Origin of the sequence: Aggregatimonas sangjinii, from assembly GCF_005943945.1 — a bacterium.
Taxonomy (GTDB): Bacteria; Bacteroidota; Bacteroidia; order Flavobacteriales; family Flavobacteriaceae; genus Pelagihabitans; species Pelagihabitans sangjinii.
In genome coordinates this window covers 783,996-803,478 of sequence record NZ_CP040710.1, presented here as the reverse complement: position 1 = coordinate 803,478, position 19,483 = coordinate 783,996, and the positions used below count along the sequence as shown (strand labels likewise).

Sequence of the window (19,483 nt, the reverse complement as noted above, 5' to 3'; positions counted from 1 at the left end):
TAAAAGCTATGCCGAATTCCTACTCGCATTAATATTCCCATATAGCGAACGAGTAACTATTTTTTCGTATTCCTCGTTGTAATCGGATTTCTGTCCAATACGCTGTAGGGCATATTGTTGAATAACCAATAGGGGCAGCACGATATTCTCTCGTATTTTTATCGATTCCCTGGAAACTGCCTCGTTTTCCATTAGAATTTTAGAGCCGGAAATGAGCAAAAGCATTTCTTTCGATAGCTGGTATTCGGCATAAAGAATTTTCCAAAATTCGCCATATTCCTCGTTTTCCTTCATATAACCGGTCAGTTCAAAATAACACTTTGAAAGCGACATCATACTATTTAACATCAGGGCTTTGAAAAGGGGAATTTCCTTATACATTTTCTTCAAATCCCGCAATTTGCCATTGTCTTTCATGGTTTTTATGGCGGTCCCGATACCAAAGTATCCCGGTACATTCTGTTTAAGCTGACTCCATGAGCCCACGAATGAAATGGCCCGAAGATCAGAGAGTTCCAATTTTTTCTTGTTGCCCCTTTTTCCAGGGCGGCTACCGATATTCGCCTTGGTATAGTATTTCAACGTACTCATATTTTCAAGGTACGGCATAAATTTTTCATGGTGTTTTAGCGCATCGTATTTGGCAAAACTCAACTCGGAAAGTTCTTCCATGAGCTTCCTCGTCGCTGCAGGAATAATATTTTCTTTTCCAAACAGATTGTTCGAAAGTCCCGCTGTAAGCAATTGCTCACTATTGTGCATGAACTGTTCCTTAGTGCCATAGGTGCTGGTAATCGTTTGGCCTTGGATCGTCAACTGAATTTCATGGTTGGCAATATCTTTGGTCTGGGCGGCATAAAAGCGATGGGTTTTTCCTCCGCCACGGGCCGGTGGGCCTCCTCTACCGTCAAAAAAGAGGGCTTGCACCTTGTTCTTTTTACAGATTTTCGACAGGTTTTCCTTTGTTTTAAAAATAGACCAGTTCGCCTTTACGTATCCTCCATCCTTGGTACCGTCGGAAAATCCGAGCATTATGGTGTGCTTATTATTGCGCCGCTCTAGATGCGCCCGGTACTCCTTTAATTTGAACAGCGATTCCATCGTATCTTCGGAAGTTGCCATACCCTTCATGGTCTCGAATAAGGGAACGATATCGAACGTAATATCTTCAGCTTTCCATCCACACCAGCGAAACAGGCCATAAACGAACAATACGGAATAAATATCCTCCGAATTACTGATAATATAGCGGTTACAACCTTCCTCACCGTTCTTATCCTGAATACTCTTGAGTTGCTGTATATTTTGAATGGTATCCTTAACAATGTCTTCCTCAAAATCGGCAGGGTTCAGTTTAAAAATTTTGTTCAGCAAGGCATCCTTAAGTTTAACGGCACTTAATTCCGAAAGGTTCTCTTTGATAAGCCCCTTTTTCTTTAATATAGCCTCGACCGTAATGAGGTGTTGGCTATGGTCTTGTCTGATATCCAAGGTTGCAAAATGCGTCTTGAAAATCTTTACCTTATCGATAAAATAATCTAAGTCTTTTAGGTAAAGAGCATGGTATTTATTGATCAATAACTCCCTAATGGTTTCCAAAGGCCCCAAGATATCGGAATACCCTACATTTTTCTTGGAATCGAACATCGCCGTGTAGAGATTGCCACGCAGTTGCCTCAACGGTTCTTGCAAGTCTTTAAAAGTGAGCTTTCGTTGTAGGCGCTTTAAATCATTATAATAGCATTTCATCAGATTGATGCGAAGCTCATCGGCCACATCTTTGGTAATCGATGCGGTCACAAACGGATTCCCGTCCCGGTCACCACCAGGCCAGAATCCAAGTTTCATGATGTTGTGATTTTCAAAATCATGGTTTTGAATATATTCCTTGATATACGCATACAAATCGCCCACAGCATCGTAATATACATTCCGTAGGATATAAATGATATTTTTGGCCTCGTCAAGCGGAGTCGGTTTTTTGGCATTGATCAAAGAAGTGAGTCCCAGTTGTTGTAGGGTAACATCAATCTCATCTATCTTATCGGCCAAAATCAACGACCTGAGTTCTGCAATGATATCCAAAACGGCCGGTGTATAAAATTGCGTAGGGTGAGCCGTAAGTACGATCCGGGCGCTAAAGGTCGATAACTTATCGGCCACCTTGTCCCAACTCTTGTTCTTTTTCACCAATTCGAAGTAATCGCCAATGGTAAGTACACTACTGTGCTCGTGTAATTTAGGGAACGCGGCATCTTCGACACTATCGTATAAAACCACTTGACGCTCTACATATTGAATAATGCGGAACATGAAATCGATACGATCTTTTTCGGAATCTAAATGAGCATAGTTTTGAAAAAACGACTCCAGTATTTCCTGTGGATTTTTTCCGGAGCCCAGTCCTTTTTGACATTGATCCAATAATAGTGGAATGAGCATGCCAACGTTCTCGATGTTGCGATAGGGCAGGTTCAAGAACAAGCTATTGTAAACATTGAATTTATTGTTGACCGACTTTTTAAACTCTTTTAAACGTTTCGTGTGTTGCATTGTAAACAAAAATTAGATTTTCGGCAGTCCGGAATGGATTTCAGCCTAGGCAAGTAGTAAATATCGGTATAATTGGAAAATTGACGAAGCGAATCATTTTCAAATCACAAAATAGCCAAGGTTCGCTAAAAAAGAAACATCGCCAGCGTCGTTGTAGCTGCCGATTCAAAAAAATTCCTTGTACTGCAATACCCTAAAATCCAAGGTATTGAAATCGGGGTTTTGATCTTTCATACGCTTATAGGCCTCCATGCTACCTACCGCCCTGTTCGCAGCACCCGAGGGAGCGGTCAACGATACGGTGGTAATCTTTCTGGATGTAAGATTGCTTCTGCCTTGCAACTGCACGGTAGCTTCTCCATTTGAGGGGTCGCCTTGGCCGATTTCCCGTGGGAGCTCGAATTCATGTATTCGTGGCACTTTATTGTTAATGACCTTAAGCGTCACTTGATGTTCCTTAAGGTGTCTTCTAAAGAAGTATTCGGGTCCGTTTTTACTGTTGCCACCGGTAAACAATAAGGTTTTGACCCTCTGGTATTTTTGCAAAAACCCGACTAGGTTCCGGAGCTTTATACGTTGCATTCCCAAATCGGATGCATCTATCTTATCGCGTTCGGCGCTTTCGACGATATCGCAGATACCGATTTTTCGCTCTACCAAAAACTCCTGTCTTTGCTGAATGGCATCCTTTGAATTGTCGTATCGCAATCCCAATTCGAATATTCGGTCTAAAATGGGCCATAACTGACCGTCCCTACTTCCATAACAAAAATTGACATCGTCTTCCTTTAAATCGCCGGTAGTAAATCTTGGTGGCGGTAGGGTTCCCACGATTAATTTCGTAGCTTCCTTGAAGAGAAAGGGTTGGTATGGGTGGGTGTGCAAAAACACGTATCGCAAGATTTTATTTAAAAGCCAATATCAAATCATCGGAGTTGACCATTGTCCCTAAGCCTACTTGTACATAATCGACCACTCCTTCGGCAACTGCAGTGACCGTAGTCTCCATCTTCATGGCCTCAATGACGAACATGGGCTGATTCTTTTTTACGGCTTGTCCCTTTTTCACCAAAATAGTCGATAACAGCCCTTGCAAAGGCGAACCGATGTGTTTGACATTATTCGCATCGATTTTTACATTTTCTTTTTTTACAACGGAAATCGAATTGTCTTTAACCAGCACATTACGGCCCTGCCCGTTGACTTTAAACTGAATATTGACGTTACCATCCGCATCGGGCTCACCCATTAGCACCATGGATACAAGTACATTTTTGCCACGATCCAACTCGACCATAATTTCTTCCCCGACATCCATTCCGAAGAAAAAGTTCTTAGTCGGTATGCTCATCACATTACCGTATTTAATATGCTTGTTGTAGGCATCTACAAACACCTTTGGATATAGTTTATAGGATAGAAAATCGGTGATCTTCAGCTCACGGCCCATTCCCTGTCTGAACTTTCTCTTGAAGGCGGGAAATTCCTTTTCGAAGTCTACCGGTTCCAAATGTGCGTTGGGACGGTTCTTATATGGTTTTTCATCCTTTAGGACGATTTTTTGAAGCTTTTTGGGGAATCCTCCAACGGGTTGCCCCAAATCGCCCTTGAAAAAACTGATGACGGACTGCGGGAACGATATAGTGTCGCCCTTTTGCAAAACATCTTCGGTCGTAAGACCATTACTGATAAGGTATTGCGCCATGTCGCCGACTACCTTCGAACTCGGGGTAACCTTTACGATATTACCGAAAAGCTGGTTTACCTCGCCGTACATTTTCGTAACCTCCGGAAATTTTTCCTCTAAGCCCAATGCAATGGCCTGCCCTTTTAAATTGGAATATTGCCCGCCCGGAATTTCATGGCTATATACTTCTCCAGAACCCGCTTTTAGTCCAGATTCAAAAGGATAATAGTAATTGCGCACGGTCTCCCAATAGTTGGAATACTCGGCCAGTTTTTCGGTATCCAATGGGTTTTCGCGTTCGTTGAATTTCATCATCTCCAGTACGGAGTTGAAATTTGGCTGTGAGGTAAGACCGGAAAGTCCGCCTAGGGCAACGTCAACCACATCTACCCCTGCTTCGATGGCTTTCAAGTACATGGCCGCCTGAATGGAAGAAGTATCATGCGTGTGCAGATGAATCGGGATATTCACCTCTGACTTCAAGGCCGAAATCAGTTCATATGCCGCTTGAGGCTTTAAGAGCCCGGCCATATCCTTGACACCTAAAATATGGGCACCGGCGTTTTCGATATCCTTTGCCAACTGTACATAATATTTTAAGTCATACTTGGTCTTTTTTGGATCAAGGATATCACCTGTATAACAAAGCGACCCTTCGGCCAGCCCCTTCGTGCGTTTTCGAACATGTTCGATACAAGGCGCCAAGGATTTCATCCAATTGAGGGAATCGAAAATCCTAAAAACATCGACCCCGGTTTCCCATGATTGCTCTACGAATTTCGCGATCAAATTATCGGGATAAGCGGTATATCCTACCCCATTTGATCCGCGAATCAACATTTGCAATAGTACATTGGGCATTGCATCGCGTAGTAATTGCAGTCTTTCCCACGGATTTTCCTGAAGGAAGCGAAGGCATACGTCGAAAGTAGCACCGCCCCAAACCTCCATACTGAAAATTTCGGGGAAATTCTTAGCATAGGTATCTGCGACCTTCATCATGTCCGTCGTTCGCATACGCGTGGCCAACAAGCTCTGATGTGCATCGCGCATCGTGGTATCGGTATAGTGTATCTTCTTTTCGTTCTTTAGCCATTGTGAGAATTTCTCCGGACCCAATTTCGTGAGCAGGTCTTTGGTGCCCTCTGGATAGGTATCATCGCCTGAATAAGTGGGTACGACGGGCTTTGGGAATTTTTTGTTCGGGTCTATCGTTTTTACATCGGGATTACCGTTTACGATGACCTCGCCTAAATACTGTACCAGTTTATTGGCCCTGTTTCGTGGTTCGGCAAATTCGAACAAGGAAGGTTCGTTCTTGATGAAATTGACCGTCACCTTGCCTTCACGAAAAGTGGGGTGTTTTAGAATATTATTTAAGAACGCCATGTTGGTTTCCACGCCCCGAATCCTAAATTCGGCCAAGGCCCGACGCATTTTGCGACAAGATCCATCCAAAGTACGACTCAATGCCGACACCTTAACAAGCATCGAATCGAAAAAAGGAGAAATACTCACCCCTTGGTAAATACTGCCGGCATCCAACCGAATTCCAAACCCGGATGCGCTACGATAGGTCGTTATCGTACCATAATCAGGTTTAAAGTCTTTCGAGGGGTCTTCCGTGGTGATTCTACACTGCAGCGCATAACCCGTAACCTTTACGGCGGCCTGATCGGCTATTTTAATTTGTTTATCGGATAACTTATAACCACCTGCTATAAAGAGTTGTGCTTTCACCAAATCGATATTGGTCACCATTTCGGTAACCGTATGTTCTACCTGTATTCTCGGATTCACCTCGATAAAATAAATGCTTCCATCTTCATCGACCAAAAATTCGACCGTACCGATATTGTTGTAATCGACCGCTTTGCATATGGCCAAGGCATATTGGTACATGCTCTCCTTCGTCTCTTGTGGAAGGCCTATGGAGGGAGCGAATTCAATGACCTTTTGATACCGACGTTGCACCGAACAATCCCGTTCGTACAAATGCACCATATTGCCATGGGTATCGGCAACGATCTGGATTTCGATATGCTTTGGGTTCTCGACGAATTTCTCAAGAAAAACAGTGTCATCACCAAAGGCGTTCAGCGACTCTCTTCGTGCCTCGGGAAAACCTTTTCGCAGCTCTTCCTCGGTACGAATGACCCGCATACCGCGTCCACCGCCACCAGAAGCTGCTTTTAACATTAGAGGATACCCGATTTTTTCTGCTTCGGAGACTGCGATCTTGACGTTCGTTAATTTTTTTTCGCTACTCCTGATGATGGGCACATTGTTGGCCACGGCCACAGCCTTCGCTGTGATTTTATCGCCCAAAGCTCTTAGAACCGAAACCTTCGGACCGATAAAAATAATTCCGTTCGCTTCGCATTCTTGAGCAAAGTCGGCATTTTCCGAAAGAAAACCATAACCCGGATGAATCGCATCAACGCCGTTATCCTTTGCCACTTTGATAATCGCGCCAATATCGAGATAGGGTTTCAACGGCTCGTTGGCTTTGCCGATTTGGTAGCTTTCATCGGCCTTATACCGATGCAAGGAGTATCGGTCTTCATAGGTATAGATTCCGACTGTCTTGAGTCCGATTTCCACACAGGCTCTAAAAACCCGAATGGCTATTTCCCCTCTATTCGCAACTAATACCTTTTTTGTCTTCATTATGTATTTCAATTAATTCTATTCGCTTTTGGATCGCTACCAACAAACTTACCCATTTTGCCGGGGATAGCCGCTCGAATGCTTTTCAACTTCCTTAAAAAATTTTAGTATACAAGTCCCCTATATGAACATTGATACTTTTTGGTGTTTTAAAACCAATAAATATCCATCGTTCTAGCATAAACCGTTGGCTTTTGTGATTTGATATTTTATAGTAAAAAGCGTATATTAAAATAGTCTTTTTGAAGCCAAATACCGCTATAGGGAAACTAATAAAGATGAATGAAAATACAAGCTGATATTGGCAAAATAAAGGCTACATTTAGTGCTAAAATTGTTGAAAATGGAGTATCGGCGTTTTTAATAGCCAGGTGCGTCCTAAAAACGGTTTTACGTATGTACGCACAAGTACGTTATTCTGCCGGTTGACACTCAAAATAGTAGGACGAAGCTGGCTGAAAGAGACTGGAAATCAATTATCCCCGCCCGTCGCGGCATCATTAAACATTAGAAGCAAATCGATTCCCGCAGCATCGGGATGATAATAAAACTATAAGGTATGGGAAAAGGAGATAAAAAATCGAAACGCGGTAAAATCGTAAATGGCACCTATGGTACTAGAAGGAAACGAAAAATTAAGAAGAGGCCAACGGCCGAGGAACGCGTTAGTATCAAGACCAAGAAATAGGGTTATGACTTATAGCTTTTGACAATTAGTCTGAACTGAAATCCAATGTGATAGCACCTTCTGGGCTCAATTCTAAGGCATAGGTGTAAAAGCCTGGGGAAAGAGGTGTTTCACCAACAAAATCAATAGGTTGTAGGATGTATTTGGTACCAGCGGTGTCGATTTCTATAAACGCATAGCGGTAAGCTTCCTCATATTCCAAATAGTCCGAAAAACTTCCGGCGGACACGTTCTCATGAATTTGGGTTGCACCACCCACCTGCACCATATCATATGTAAAGGCGTTGTTATTTTTTACTCGAATATTCACGGCGGATACGTTATCGTCACGATCCGTGCAGCCGATCAAGCATATGAACAACACTACAATTAAATGGATATGCTTTTTCATAGTATCGGGTTTAAAGGAAAGCGATACTAGTAAAACGTTTGGATGAGACAAATATTATCGAACGAACACGGGTTCGTTTTCCTTGGTGGTATGGTTTGGGCTAAATTCGTAATCATCCAAATTGAAGCCTTTTACATCGGCTAAGGTCTTCGCACCGGAATCGACAATATAACGTACCATTGATCCTCTCGCCTTTTTCGCGAAAAAACTGATGACTTTGAGGTTATCACCCTTCCAATCCTTAAAAATGGGAGTAACTACGGGCACTTTTAGTACTTCTTCGTCGATAGCCTTAAAATATTCGTTACTGGCCAAATTGATGAAAAGTTCATCATCCTGTAATTCGGCGTTCAATTGATTCGTGATTTTTTTCTTCCAAAAATCATAGAGAGTGTTGGCACGACCGACCTTTAGTTTCGTACCCATTTCCAGACGATAGGGCTGTATAAGATCCATGGGTTTCAACAGACCGTACAGTCCTGAAAGAATACGCAGGGTATCCTGTAAAATCTTTATTTTTTGCGACGCTAGGGTGTACGCATCAAGGCCCTGATATACGTCTCCGTTAAACGCGTACACCGCAGGGCGGGCGTTTTTAGGAGTAAAGGGCAATGAGAATTGCTGATTTCTCTCCCAGTTCAACTGCGCAAGATTATCGGAAATTCCCATAAGGTCGGAAAGGGCTTTAGGCTTTTTTTTAGCCAAGACCTTGTTCAATTTGGCGGACTCTTCCAAAAAGGAAGCTTGCGTATGTGCTATACGGGGATACTCGCTCTCAAAATCCAAAGATTTTGCCGGTGATATTACAATTTTCATTTTATCGCATTAATTTTCCTAAAATAACAAGGAATTTCGTGATAGCCTACAGCCCGAGAAAGTTGTTTTTGATGGTGCTATTGGTAAATTTTATGGGCTATTGGCTGTGTTTGGAGTACTCTTTCCATTTTTCGATGCAGTCGGCCATGTCTTTTGGAATTTCCGAATCGAATTGCATCTGCTTTCCGCTAACCGGATGAATAAAGCCTAAGGTCTTGGCATGTAACGCCTGCCTTGGCAAAATCTTAAACGCATTCTCTACAAATTGTTTGTATTTGGTGAAGGTCGTTCCTTTAAGAATTCTGTCGCCCCCGTAGCGTTCGTCGTTAAAGAGGGTATGCCCAATATATTTCATATGCACTCGAATCTGGTGCGTACGACCGGTTTCGAGCCGGCAAGATACCAGGGTTACATAACCAAGCCGCTCCAGGACCTTGTAATGGGTAACCGCCTCTTTGCCCTGATCTCCGTCCGGAAATACGGTCATCTGCAACCGGTTTTTCGGATGACGCGCCAAATGGCCTTCTATAGTTCCCGTATCATCTTCTACATTACCCCAGACCAAAGCCACATACTCCCGTTCGCTCGTTTTATTGAAGAACTGTTTTGCTAGATGCGTCATAGCGGTTTCAGTTTTTGCTACCACTAAAAGCCCCGAGGTGTCCTTGTCGATACGATGTACCAAGCCAGGTCTATCATCACTATTTACGGGAAGATCTTTGATATGGTGCAATAACGCATTGATCAGCGTTCCCGAGTAATTCCCGTGGCCGGGATGCACCACCATACCAGCAGGTTTATCTACCACCAATAAGGCATCATCCTCATAAACAATGCTTAACGGAATATCTTCCGCCACCAACAAAAACTCATGGGGCGGGTGTTCAAAAAGCACTTTTACCTCGTCCCCTGCTTTAACCTTATAATTCTGTTTAACGACGGCACCGTTCACCCAAATATGTCCCCCTTTGGCGGATTGCTGAATTTTGTTACGAGTGGCATATTCGATAAAATTCATCAAAAACTTATCTACACGTAAAGGCTCTTGTCCTTTAGCGGCAATAATTTTATGGTGTTCATAAAGCTCGCCCTCGTTGGACCTTGCGCCATCATTCGGGGTAGCAGCATTCATTTGGAGACTGTGTTAGAAATGTGTTTCAAAAACCACGTTTCGGATTGAAAAAATCAGGCTGCGAAAAGTAAAAACCTTAGTCTTCCGAATCTTCCTTGATTTCGGAGCGCTCGGTACGATTACCGTTGCCGCATACTAGCTCTACTTTGGATGTTTTGGGTAACTTGGCGCCTGGAGAAATGTTTTTGCCCTTATACTTTACGTAATAGACCATATCCTTTCCGATTTGGTCAATATAGGTGACGCGTTGCACATCTAGCCCCACCGCCCTTAATTTTGATTTGGCATTTCGGGCCGAATTCTGAATAATGTCGGGAACGCTAACCTTTTTATAACCAGATGGATTTACCGTAAAATAAATTTTTCTGTTTTCCTTTACTTTCTTACCGGCAAGAGGATTCTGTTCTATTATCGAAAATCGAGGATAATCAGGATTGTAATTGGCAGAATCCAGCACCTCATATCGCAATCCGGATTCTTCAATCGCCACGCGCATATCGGGTACCGACATTTTGGCAAAGTCCGGTACTTCTACAAACTCCCCATGATTGGTCGAACTTTTGAGCCACTGCAGTATAGCAAACACCAAAGCTACCGAAACCAAAAATGCGAGCACGAGTTGAATCAGAAAAGTTCTACTCTTCAAAAAATTGAAAAAATTTCTCATTGGGTTGATTTGAGTATGGCAAATATAGGAAACCGATGGCTTTTTTCTTTACTTTGAAGCGCATTATCGGTTTAATTAAAGCGTAAGATGAAGAAAAATATTGCCATTATCATGGGCGGTTATTCTAGTGAGTATGAAATCTCATTAAAGAGCGGTAATGTTGTTTATGAATACCTCGACAAAGAAAAATACAACACCTATCGAATTCATATTCTAAAAAGCAAATGGGTGTATGTAGATGCCAATGACCAAGAGCACCCCATAAACAAGGCCGACTTTTCGATACCCCTTGCCGGAAGCACGATTTATTTTGATTGCGTTTTCAATGCAATTCACGGAACTCCCGGAGAAGATGGTTTGATGCAATCCTATTTCGAATTATTACAAATTCCACAGACCTCTTGCGACTATTATCAATCCGCGCTGACCTTTAATAAAAGGGATTTACTCAGTGTGCTGAAACCCTACGGTATCAAGTGTGCGGCCTCTTACTATTTGAATTTGGGGGATGCCATAGATGAGGACGCGATTATCGAAAAAGTAGGATTACCTTGTTTTGTTAAGGCTAACAAAGCCGGTAGCAGCTTCGGTATATCAAAAGTATACCAAAAAGATGCGTTGAAAGGTGCCATAGCCAATGCCTACAAGGAAGATGATGAAATCATTATAGAGGCATTCCTAGATGGTACCGAAGTATCTGTCGGGGTAATCAAATACAAAGGTGAGACCAAAGTACTACCGATCACGGAAATTGTGAGCGAAAATGATTTTTTCGATTATGAGGCCAAGTATCAAGGTAAATCAAAGGAAATTACGCCAGCCAGAATATCGGATAAGGAACAAAAGCGAGTGAGCGAACTGGCCAAACGGGCTTATGATATCTTAAAGATGAAGGGCTATTCAAGAAGCGAATTTATTTTTATGAACGGCGAACCTTTTATGTTGGAAATGAATACCACCCCCGGCCTTACCACCGAAAGTATTTTACCGCAGCAGGCCAAGGTAGCTGGTATCGGACTCTCGGCGCTCTTTGAAAGTGCCATCATAGAGGCCTTACGATAGAAAAAGCTTACATTTAACCACAGTGAATAAAACTTCATCCGATGAAACGTGCAATCTTTCCAGGTTCTTTTGACCCCCTTACACTGGGTCATTACGATATAATCAAACGTGGAATCACCTTGTTTGACGAACTGGTTATCGCTATCGGAATAAACGCGGAAAAAAAATACATGTTCGATCTGGAGGTTCGAAAACAATTTATCGTTGAAACTTTTAAGAACGAATCAAAAATAAAAGTCATGACCTACAAAGGGCTCACCGTAGACTTCTGTAAAAAAGTAGAGGCCGATTTTATTCTTCGCGGACTTCGTAATCCAGCGGATTTCGAGTTTGAAAAAGCCATCGCACATACCAATAGGAGTCTATCGGAAATCGAGACCGTTTTTCTTTTGACTTCTTCCCGAACTTCGTTCATCAGTTCTTCCATTGTGCGGGACGTAATTCGACATGGTGGAGATTACACCGGTTTGGTACCTGAGATTGTTCGTGTTCCCTAAAAAAATCAAACTACACCATTCTACCCCTAGCCCTTTTTAAATTGTAAGAATTATCTCTTTTTAAATATGTAGACCTCGAATTAAGAGGCCATCACCACTGGTTTCAGGCAGTTCACAACAAAAATACTATTAGAGGGTATTGTCTTATTAGATTAGTAAGAAAATAAGATATCGTGCCCAAAAAAGTAAAAGAATATCAAAGTAATTATTTGGTAAAACAACTACCGACTTCTACTGCTTTTTTTGACAAAAAGTTAAGGCTTTTGCATGCTTCCGATCGATGGATCAACGACTTCGAACTGAATTTGAATACCATATTCGGTAAAAACATTTACGAGATTTTCAAAGAAACCGATACCACATGGCGCAGAAGAATCAAAGACTGTTTAGCAGGCAAGGTCTACGATAGCTTTACCAAATCTTTCAACGATTCACACGATAATAAAAAATGGTTCGAATGGGATTTGATACCGTGGTATAACGATGAAGAGGATATTATTGGAATCATCATCAATACCAAAGATGTTAGCCAAATACGACAAAAAGAAAAAGACTTTATCTTATTGCAGAGTCTTTTAAAAGAAAAATCGGAAATCGCTAAAATAGGTAGCTGGATTTTCGACCTTGCGACCAACGAGGTCACGTGGTGCGATATGACCAAGACCATTCATGAAGTACCTTTGGATTTTGTGCCAAACGTGGAGACCGGAATTGAATTCTACAAACAAGGACACTCGAGAAACACCATTTCGCTGGCCGTTTCGAACGCCATCACCAAGGGTACCGAATGGAATGAAAAGTTGCAGATAATTACGGCAACGGGAAAAGAAAAGTGGATCATTGCAGCAGGAAAACCACTTTACAAAAATGGTGAAGTAGTTAGCATATTCGGTACTTTTCAAGACATTGATTCGCAAGTAACAACTAGTATAGAGGTAAGCAAGAATGAGCGTCTTCTCAAAACAGTCCTGGACAATCTTCCCTTAAACGTGTTTATAAAGGATTTGGATTCTAAAAAAGTATTGGTCAATAAGGCCGAGTGCGATTACCTTGGTGTAGACGGTCCTGAATCCCTGTTGGGAAAGGATGATTTTGATCTGTATCCCAAAGAGCATGCCCAAATTTCGAGAAACGAGGATTTAGCCGTTATGGATTCGCGCACTCCAATGATCGGCCAAGAAACGACTTCTGTAAAAGAAGATGGTACATCAACCACCTTTTTGACATCAAAAATACCGTTATTTGATATTGATAACGCGGTTACCGGTCTAGTGGGTATCAGTATGGATATTACAGAATTGAAACAGAAAGAGGAAGATCTTAAGAACCTCATGAAAGTAACCACAGAGCAAAACAATAAACTGATTAATTTTGCCCATATCGTTTCGCACAACCTTCGATCCCACTCCGCGAATTTTTCGATGCTTTTAGGTTTTCTTGAAAGCGAGAAAGATGCCGAGGAGCGCAAAAGCATCTTATCAATGTTGGTCACGGCTTCTGACAATCTTTTGGAGACTTTGGAAAATTTGAATGACGTCGTTTCTATCAATACCAATACCAGTTTAAACAAAACGCCTGTCGTACTGCGTGATAGAATAGAAAAAATAGGTGAAAATCTTTCCGCTTTTCTGCAAAATAACAATGCTAAGGTAATTAACAGGGTTTCCGACGAAGTGAGCGTTTCGGTCATACCCGCTTATCTCGACAGTATCTTGATGAACTTTATTACCAATGGCATCAAATACAAAGAGCCGACCCGAGATCCGGTCATAGAACTATGGGTCATAAAAAGCAAAAACTCCACGGTATTGTCAATAAAGGATAATGGTTTGGGGATAGACCTGAAAAAACACGGCGAAAAGCTTTTCGGAATGTACAAAACTTTTCATAGCAACCCTGATGCTCGCGGAATCGGATTATATATTACAAAAAATCAAATTGAAGCCATGAACGGTAAAGTTACCGCGACCAGTGAGGTCGGAAAAGGCACAACTTTCAATATTTTTTTCAATGAGAACGATTGATACTGTATTTATCATAGATGATGACCCGATAACTGTTTTTGGCATCAAAAAAATCCTGACCAATGTAGTGGTCTGTAAGACGGTAAGCACGTATATGAACGGCAAGCTGGCGATAGACGATATTAAGGAGAATATAAATAATGGCAATGTACCCCAAATCATATTTCTCGATATCAATATGCCCATTATGGACGGATGGCAGTTTTTAGAAGAATTCCTCAAACTACCGATAACCCAAAAGGTGCGAATTAACATCGTTACCTCTTCCATCGACCAGGCCGATAGGGATCGATGGGAATTCTACAAATCCCAATCCCATCACTTGATTACCTTTAACAGCAAGCCGATCAAAAAAAGCGACATGGGCAAAATCGCTAAAATCGCATAACTTAAACAACGTTTTTTAGTAATTTTGATTTAGAACCCGTCTTGGGTTCTTAATGTATAACGGTATGGGTGTATACATAAACAACACATCCGGCAAGTACTTGAATCAAAAGAACCATGCGCTACTTCTGCTTTTTGGCATTCCTATTTCTTTTCGCCTGTGAGGAACAACCAGAGGATCAGGTAGCGGATTTTCAAACACATTTTGAAAATTCGAAAGCCAAGGAAACAGCGACCTATCTTCAAACGATTGACTTTTACATTCGTCTTGCCAAAGAATTTCCCGAAGTCAATTTTCAGACCATGGGGCAAACCGATAGCGGCCGACCGTTGCATATCGTCACCTACAATCCCGATGGGGACTTTAATTTCAAGAACATAGGGGCGGAGAAAACCGTCATACTTGTTAACAATGGTATTCACCCGGGCGAAAGCGACGGTATAGATGCTACAATGATGCTTTTTAGGGATTTGGCAGTGGGTAAATTACCACCGCCAAAAAATACGGTCTTGGTAGCTATACCCATCTATAACATAGGTGGCTCGCTCAACAGAAATACAGCCACCAGGGCGAACCAGAACGGTCCTGCTTCCTATGGTTTTCGAGGGAATGACAAAAATTACGACCTCAACAGAGACTTTATCAAGGCCGACACCAAGAACGCACGAAGTTTTTCGGAAATATATCATCTTGTAAAACCCGATATTTTCATTGACAATCACGTCAGCAATGGTGCCGACTACCAGTACACGCTCACCCATTTATTCACCCAACACGATAAATTGGGCGGCGACCTCGGCAATTATCTGCACACCAACATCATGCCTCAGCTCGAAAACGCCTTGTCGTCCGAAAATTGGGATATTACACCCTATGTAAACGTATACAATGCCCTGCCGGAAAGCGGTTTTTCGCAATTTATAGACCATCCCAGATACTCTACAGGATATACAACCCTTTGGAACACCCTGGGTATGATGGTAGAGACCCATATGCTAAAACCCTATGAGCAAAGAGTACAGGGCACCTATGAGTTGATGAAACAGATGCTGATGATTGCCGAAAAAGAGGGCGAAAAACTAAGGAGTTTGCGACAAAAGGCATTCGAGTTTTCGAACACACTAACGCACTACCCCATTCAGTGGGAAATCGACACGACGCGAAGCAGCACGCTTAACTTCAAAGGTTATGAAGCCGATACGCTCATCAGTGAGGTTACCGGACGACCACGTATCAAATACGATCGAACGAGACCGTTCACCAAGCCGGTTGAATATACCAACTATATGATTCCGAGCGACTCGGTTCGCGTTCCCGAATATTATATCGTAAGAAAAGGCTATGATGATGTAATGGAGCGCATGCAACAGAACAACATCGATTTTGAAATTTTGGAACGGGATACTACGTTACAGGTTGAAAGCTACCGCATAGCGGATTACAAAACACGTAATATTCCTTATGAAGGCCACTATCCACATTATGAAACCAAGGTAACGGCTCAAGATGAAAAAGTGAACTTCAGCGAAGGTGATTACGTTATTCCAGTGCGACAGAATGGTATTCGCTACATTATCGAAACGCTCGAACCAGCTGCCACCGATTCTTTTTTTAATTGGAATTTCTTTGATCCGATCTTACAGCAGAAAGAACACTTCTCTCCCTATGTTTTTGAGGATGAGGCGGCTCGAATGCTTAAAGAAAATATAGGACTACGGGATTCCTTTTTACTCAAAAAAACGACGGATTCTGTCTTTGCTCAAAATGGGTATGCCCAATTAGACTGGCTTTACAAAAAAAGTGACCATTACGAAAAAGCGCATTTACAGTATCCGGTATATCGCGTTCTCAAATAAATGGACTTTGTAAATCGGTTTACCGAATTAAATCAACATTACAGTTTCGCAGTTTCCACTTTGTATCCCTACTCTAAAATTAGCCTAGCGGTCTTCGGTATTTAGGAAAAAATCAATCTCCCTCAAACAGTAATTTGATATTGGTATAGGAATTTTCTAAGGCCTTAATGATTTTTTTGGGTCCTTTCCATTTAACTTTTTCGATACCCTCACTTTTTTCAGGCTTCAACTTACCTTTGAAATTGGTTTTCATGGCGTACCAATGTACTTCCTTCAGCTTATATTTACCTTTTCGTTTGAAAACATGGTAGGTCGTACGCAGGTAGTTCTCGATTTTTAGTCCGGTTACTCCGGTTTCTTCTTCGACTTCCCGTAGGGCACATTCCTCAATGGTCTCGCCCTTGTCCAATTTCCCTTTGGGGATGTCCCACTTGTCGTTACGGTAGATGAAGAGCACCTTACCTTCTTTATTGGTAACCACGCCACCTGCCGCCACTTCAAGCGCAATCTTATCGGTGAATTTTTTTAGGATTTCCTCGGCGTTGGGATGGTAGATGTAGGCCTTTTTAAGCTTCTTTTTCACCAAGGCCTCAATGGCGTCGTTAATGGCTTTTTCATTAAGAAGAAAGCAATTGCTCTCTTTCGTCTCGGTGATATTATTTGTTAAAATCAACGGGCGTTCATTGACAAAAACTTTATACATTTGCGGAATGATTTTAGACAAGAATACGGCTAAAAAAACAGCGGAACTCCTGCTGCAAATTAATGCAATAAAATTGAAACCTGAAAATCCGTTTACATGGGCGTCCGGGTGGAAATCCCCCATATATTGCGATAACCGGATCATACTTTCCTACCCGACCATACGAAATTATGTAAGGGAAGAGCTTGCCAAGCAAGTGGAGTCGCTTTACGGCAAACCGGACATTATAGCGGGAGTTGCCACAGGGGCCATAGGAATTGGGGCCTTGGTTGCCGATTATTTGGGGCTACCCTTTATTTATGTGCGACCGGAACCAAAATCGCACGGGCGCCAGAATCAGATCGAGGGGGTTCTTGAGAAAAATCAGACAGTAGTCGTTATCGAAGACCTGATCAGTACGGGAAAAAGCAGCCTGAATGCTGTACGGGCACTAAAGGATTCCGGAGCCAGCGTCAAGGGTATGCTTGCCATTTTCTCCTATGGATTTCCGGTAGCCGAGGAAAATTTTAAGGAATCGGGTATCGATTTGCACACTTTGGGCAACTACGAACACTTAATCGAACTAGCTTCCGAGACCGACTATGTAAGGGAAGCGCAATTGCATACACTAAGGGAATGGCGAAATAGTCCGTCAGAATGGAATAAATAGGATATTATGCATATAGAAACACCCAAGAAAGTTGTGGCGAAAAGTCAAGCCACCGTATTTGAATTTTTAAGCGATTTGAAAAATTTCGAGCAGTTGATGCCGGATTCGATCGCAAAATTCGAATTGTTGAACGAAAATCGATTTTTATTTCAGTTGAAAGGAATGCCAGAAATCGTTTTGGAGCGCAAAGCGGAAACACCCCATAGCCAAATCGTTTTGGGAGCCGCCAGCGAAAAGCTGCCATTTACCCTTATTGCCGACATCCTCGAAATTGAAGCAGCAAAGAGTGAAGTCATCTTAAGTTTTACGGGGGAATTCAATGCGATGATGGCCATGATGATCAAAAATCCGATTACCAATTTTATGGGTACCTTATCGGAAAATCTGGACAACGTTTAGTTTATTTTTTACTAAGTCATTGGCCTTTTTGAATCAGGGTCTCGGATTAGCCGACTTACAAGTCCATATCAATATAACAATTTTAGTTCTTTGAGGTCAAATTCGCGAACTGCTTGGTTGTCAAACTCGACGAGTAGTTTTCCACCTTCCGAGACACCCCTAATAAACCCCTCTACTTCTTGTCCTTCCAATATTTGAAAGGCCGCACGGCAATCTTTCATAAAAAGTTTAGCTGCATACTCTTCCCGAAGCATTTCTAATTCCGAATCCCCGGTAAACTGAAAGCTAGACTTTAAATTTTCGATAATCATTTGCAATACCTCGTCCCTATCGAAAGACTTCCCTGCCAATAATTTCAATGATGTGGCGTTTGGCAGTTCTGGAAATCGAGTTTGGTTTAAATTCAGCCCTACACCTATAACCGCACTCTTTAGCATTTGGCCTGCCAAAATCGTTTCGATCAAGATACCGCAGATTTTGTAATTTCCTGACAGAATGTCGTTAGGCCATTTGATATGAAGATTAGGGATATCTAGAGTTTTCAGTGTGCTGTAAATCGATAGGGAAACAATAAAGTTCAAGTAAAAATGTCGGCTTGCATGAAAACCATTAAACTTCTTAAAAACACTAAAAATCAGGTTTTTACCAGGTTCTGAAACCCATGATGTTCCCTGTTGTCCCCTGCCCGAAGTCTGCTCTTCGGCCACTGCTACCGTAAAATCTTCTAGTTGCCGAACTTGCAATGTTCTTTTCAAATAAGCGTTAGTAGAATCTATGGCACCAAGTTTGACTATTTGCATACGGTGAGCTGGATTGATCTTTAGTAAGGTATTAAGGAAAAGGTACTGCTAAAAGAACAAAAAATAATAACTTTGTAAAAATTAAATTTCTTGGATGCAAAAAAAGAAAGCGGGCGCTGATGAGCTAATTGCGTTGATTTTGGAGGGCATAGAAGATGTAAAGGGCCAAAATATCAATCTCCTTGATTTACGAGACATCGAAAATACTGTATGTGAGTACTTTATAATTTGTAACGGAACTTCAAACACCCACGTTAAAGCAATAGTAGGATCCGTTCAGAAAACAGTGAGTAAGGCCATCAAAGACAAACCTTGGCACGTAGAAGGTGAAGATAACGCAGAGTGGGTTCTTATGGACTATGTTAACGTAGTAGTTCATGTATTTCAAAAACAAATTAGGGAATTTTACGACATTGAGGGTCTTTGGGGAGATGCCAAGGTAACCCTTGTAGAAAGTAGTGTAAATCAATAGTCCCTAAAATATACCCGATTGCCAGATGG

18 protein-coding genes are annotated in these 19,483 nt (G+C 42.0%); 9 read left to right on the top strand and 9 right to left on the bottom strand.

The window, feature by feature from the left end; translation table 11 throughout:
• Positions 1 to 6 precede the first annotated feature (6 nt).
• From FGM00_RS03375 to FGM00_RS03365, 3 genes are all read right to left on the bottom strand, one after another.
• Positions 7 to 2,553 (bottom strand): phosphoenolpyruvate carboxylase, encoded by a 2,547-nt coding sequence (locus tag FGM00_RS03375; protein WP_138851555.1) that lies wholly within the window; start codon positions 2,551 to 2,553, stop codon positions 7 to 9.
• Between the two features lie 165 nt (positions 2,554 to 2,718).
• A complete protein-coding gene (locus FGM00_RS03370; RefSeq protein ID WP_138854600.1) occupies positions 2,719 to 3,444 on the bottom strand; it encodes a uracil-DNA glycosylase family protein in 726 nt (241 codons plus the stop codon).
• Positions 3,445 to 3,457: 13 nt separating this feature from the next.
• On the bottom strand, positions 3,458 to 6,910 hold the full coding sequence (locus tag FGM00_RS03365) for a pyruvate carboxylase (RefSeq protein WP_138851554.1): 3,453 nt from the start codon (positions 6,908 to 6,910) through the stop codon (positions 3,458 to 3,460).
• 559 nt (positions 6,911 to 7,469) lie between these two features.
• On the opposite strand from FGM00_RS03365, the gene FGM00_RS03360 reads away from it, so the two are divergent.
• On the top strand, positions 7,470 to 7,598 hold the full coding sequence (locus tag FGM00_RS03360; RefSeq protein ID WP_138851553.1) for a 30S ribosomal protein THX: 129 nt from the start codon (positions 7,470 to 7,472) through the stop codon (positions 7,596 to 7,598).
• A 25-nt stretch (positions 7,599 to 7,623) separates the two neighbouring features.
• Here the strand turns inward: FGM00_RS03360 and FGM00_RS03355 are convergent, their stop codons facing one another.
• The 4 genes from FGM00_RS03355 to FGM00_RS03340 all read right to left on the bottom strand — a co-directional run bounded on the left by FGM00_RS03355 (position 7,624) and on the right by FGM00_RS03340 (position 10,604).
• A complete protein-coding gene (locus FGM00_RS03355) occupies positions 7,624 to 7,989 on the bottom strand; it encodes a hypothetical protein (RefSeq protein ID WP_138851552.1) in 366 nt (121 codons plus the stop codon).
• Between the two features lie 54 nt (positions 7,990 to 8,043).
• Positions 8,044 to 8,805: a peroxide stress protein YaaA gene (gene yaaA / locus FGM00_RS03350; protein WP_138851551.1), complete on the bottom strand. Its 762-nt coding sequence runs from the start codon at positions 8,803 to 8,805 to the stop codon at positions 8,044 to 8,046.
• A 97-nt stretch (positions 8,806 to 8,902) separates the two neighbouring features.
• Positions 8,903 to 9,937, bottom strand: a complete 1,035-nt coding sequence (locus FGM00_RS03345) for an RluA family pseudouridine synthase (protein WP_138851550.1) — start codon at positions 9,935 to 9,937, stop codon at positions 8,903 to 8,905.
• A gap of 76 nt (positions 9,938 to 10,013) precedes the next feature.
• Positions 10,014 to 10,604 carry a PASTA domain-containing protein gene (locus FGM00_RS03340; RefSeq protein ID WP_138851549.1) on the bottom strand — a complete coding sequence of 197 codons (591 nt, stop codon included), beginning with the start codon at positions 10,602 to 10,604 and terminating at the stop codon, positions 10,014 to 10,016.
• Between the two features lie 87 nt (positions 10,605 to 10,691).
• Between FGM00_RS03340 and FGM00_RS03335 the strand changes: the two genes are divergently transcribed.
• The 5 genes from FGM00_RS03335 to FGM00_RS03315 all read left to right on the top strand — a co-directional run bounded on the left by FGM00_RS03335 (position 10,692) and on the right by FGM00_RS03315 (position 16,431).
• Positions 10,692 to 11,666, top strand: coding sequence for a D-alanine--D-alanine ligase (locus FGM00_RS03335; RefSeq protein ID WP_138851548.1), 975 nt, complete (start codon positions 10,692 to 10,694; stop codon positions 11,664 to 11,666).
• A 41-nt stretch (positions 11,667 to 11,707) separates the two neighbouring features.
• The gene (coaD, locus tag FGM00_RS03330; protein ID WP_138851547.1) at positions 11,708 to 12,163 is read left to right on the top strand and encodes a pantetheine-phosphate adenylyltransferase; all 456 of its coding nucleotides are present in this window, start codon (positions 11,708 to 11,710) and stop codon (positions 12,161 to 12,163) included.
• A gap of 173 nt (positions 12,164 to 12,336) precedes the next feature.
• Positions 12,337 to 14,187 (top strand): PAS domain-containing sensor histidine kinase, encoded by a 1,851-nt coding sequence (locus FGM00_RS03325; protein ID WP_236262892.1) that lies wholly within the window; start codon positions 12,337 to 12,339, stop codon positions 14,185 to 14,187.
• Positions 14,174 to 14,575: a response regulator gene (locus FGM00_RS03320; protein WP_138851545.1), complete on the top strand. Its 402-nt coding sequence runs from the start codon at positions 14,174 to 14,176 to the stop codon at positions 14,573 to 14,575. The genes FGM00_RS03325 and FGM00_RS03320 overlap by 14 nt, the downstream gene beginning before the upstream one ends.
• A gap of 116 nt (positions 14,576 to 14,691) precedes the next feature.
• A complete protein-coding gene (locus tag FGM00_RS03315; protein WP_138851544.1) occupies positions 14,692 to 16,431 on the top strand; it encodes a M14 family metallopeptidase in 1,740 nt (579 codons plus the stop codon).
• Between the two features lie 112 nt (positions 16,432 to 16,543).
• On the opposite strand, the gene FGM00_RS03310 is transcribed toward FGM00_RS03315, so the two are convergent.
• Positions 16,544 to 17,134: an NUDIX hydrolase gene (locus FGM00_RS03310; protein ID WP_138851543.1), complete on the bottom strand. Its 591-nt coding sequence runs from the start codon at positions 17,132 to 17,134 to the stop codon at positions 16,544 to 16,546.
• A gap of 7 nt (positions 17,135 to 17,141) precedes the next feature.
• Between FGM00_RS03310 and pyrE the strand changes: the two genes are divergently transcribed.
• Both pyrE and FGM00_RS03300 read left to right on the top strand, forming a co-directional pair.
• Positions 17,142 to 17,783 carry an orotate phosphoribosyltransferase gene (gene pyrE, locus FGM00_RS03305; RefSeq protein ID WP_138851542.1) on the top strand — a complete coding sequence of 214 codons (642 nt, stop codon included), beginning with the start codon at positions 17,142 to 17,144 and terminating at the stop codon, positions 17,781 to 17,783.
• 6 nt (positions 17,784 to 17,789) lie between these two features.
• The gene (locus tag FGM00_RS03300; protein ID WP_138851541.1) at positions 17,790 to 18,182 is read left to right on the top strand and encodes an SRPBCC family protein; all 393 of its coding nucleotides are present in this window, start codon (positions 17,790 to 17,792) and stop codon (positions 18,180 to 18,182) included.
• 68 nt (positions 18,183 to 18,250) lie between these two features.
• Here the strand turns inward: FGM00_RS03300 and FGM00_RS03295 are convergent, their stop codons facing one another.
• Positions 18,251 to 18,982, bottom strand: a complete 732-nt coding sequence (locus tag FGM00_RS03295; protein WP_138851540.1) for a biotin--[acetyl-CoA-carboxylase] ligase — start codon at positions 18,980 to 18,982, stop codon at positions 18,251 to 18,253.
• A gap of 94 nt (positions 18,983 to 19,076) precedes the next feature.
• Here FGM00_RS03295 and rsfS point away from each other — a divergent pair, with 94 nt between their 5' ends.
• On the top strand, positions 19,077 to 19,454 hold the full coding sequence (rsfS, locus tag FGM00_RS03290; protein WP_138851539.1) for a ribosome silencing factor: 378 nt from the start codon (positions 19,077 to 19,079) through the stop codon (positions 19,452 to 19,454).
• Positions 19,455 to 19,483 lie beyond the last annotated feature (29 nt).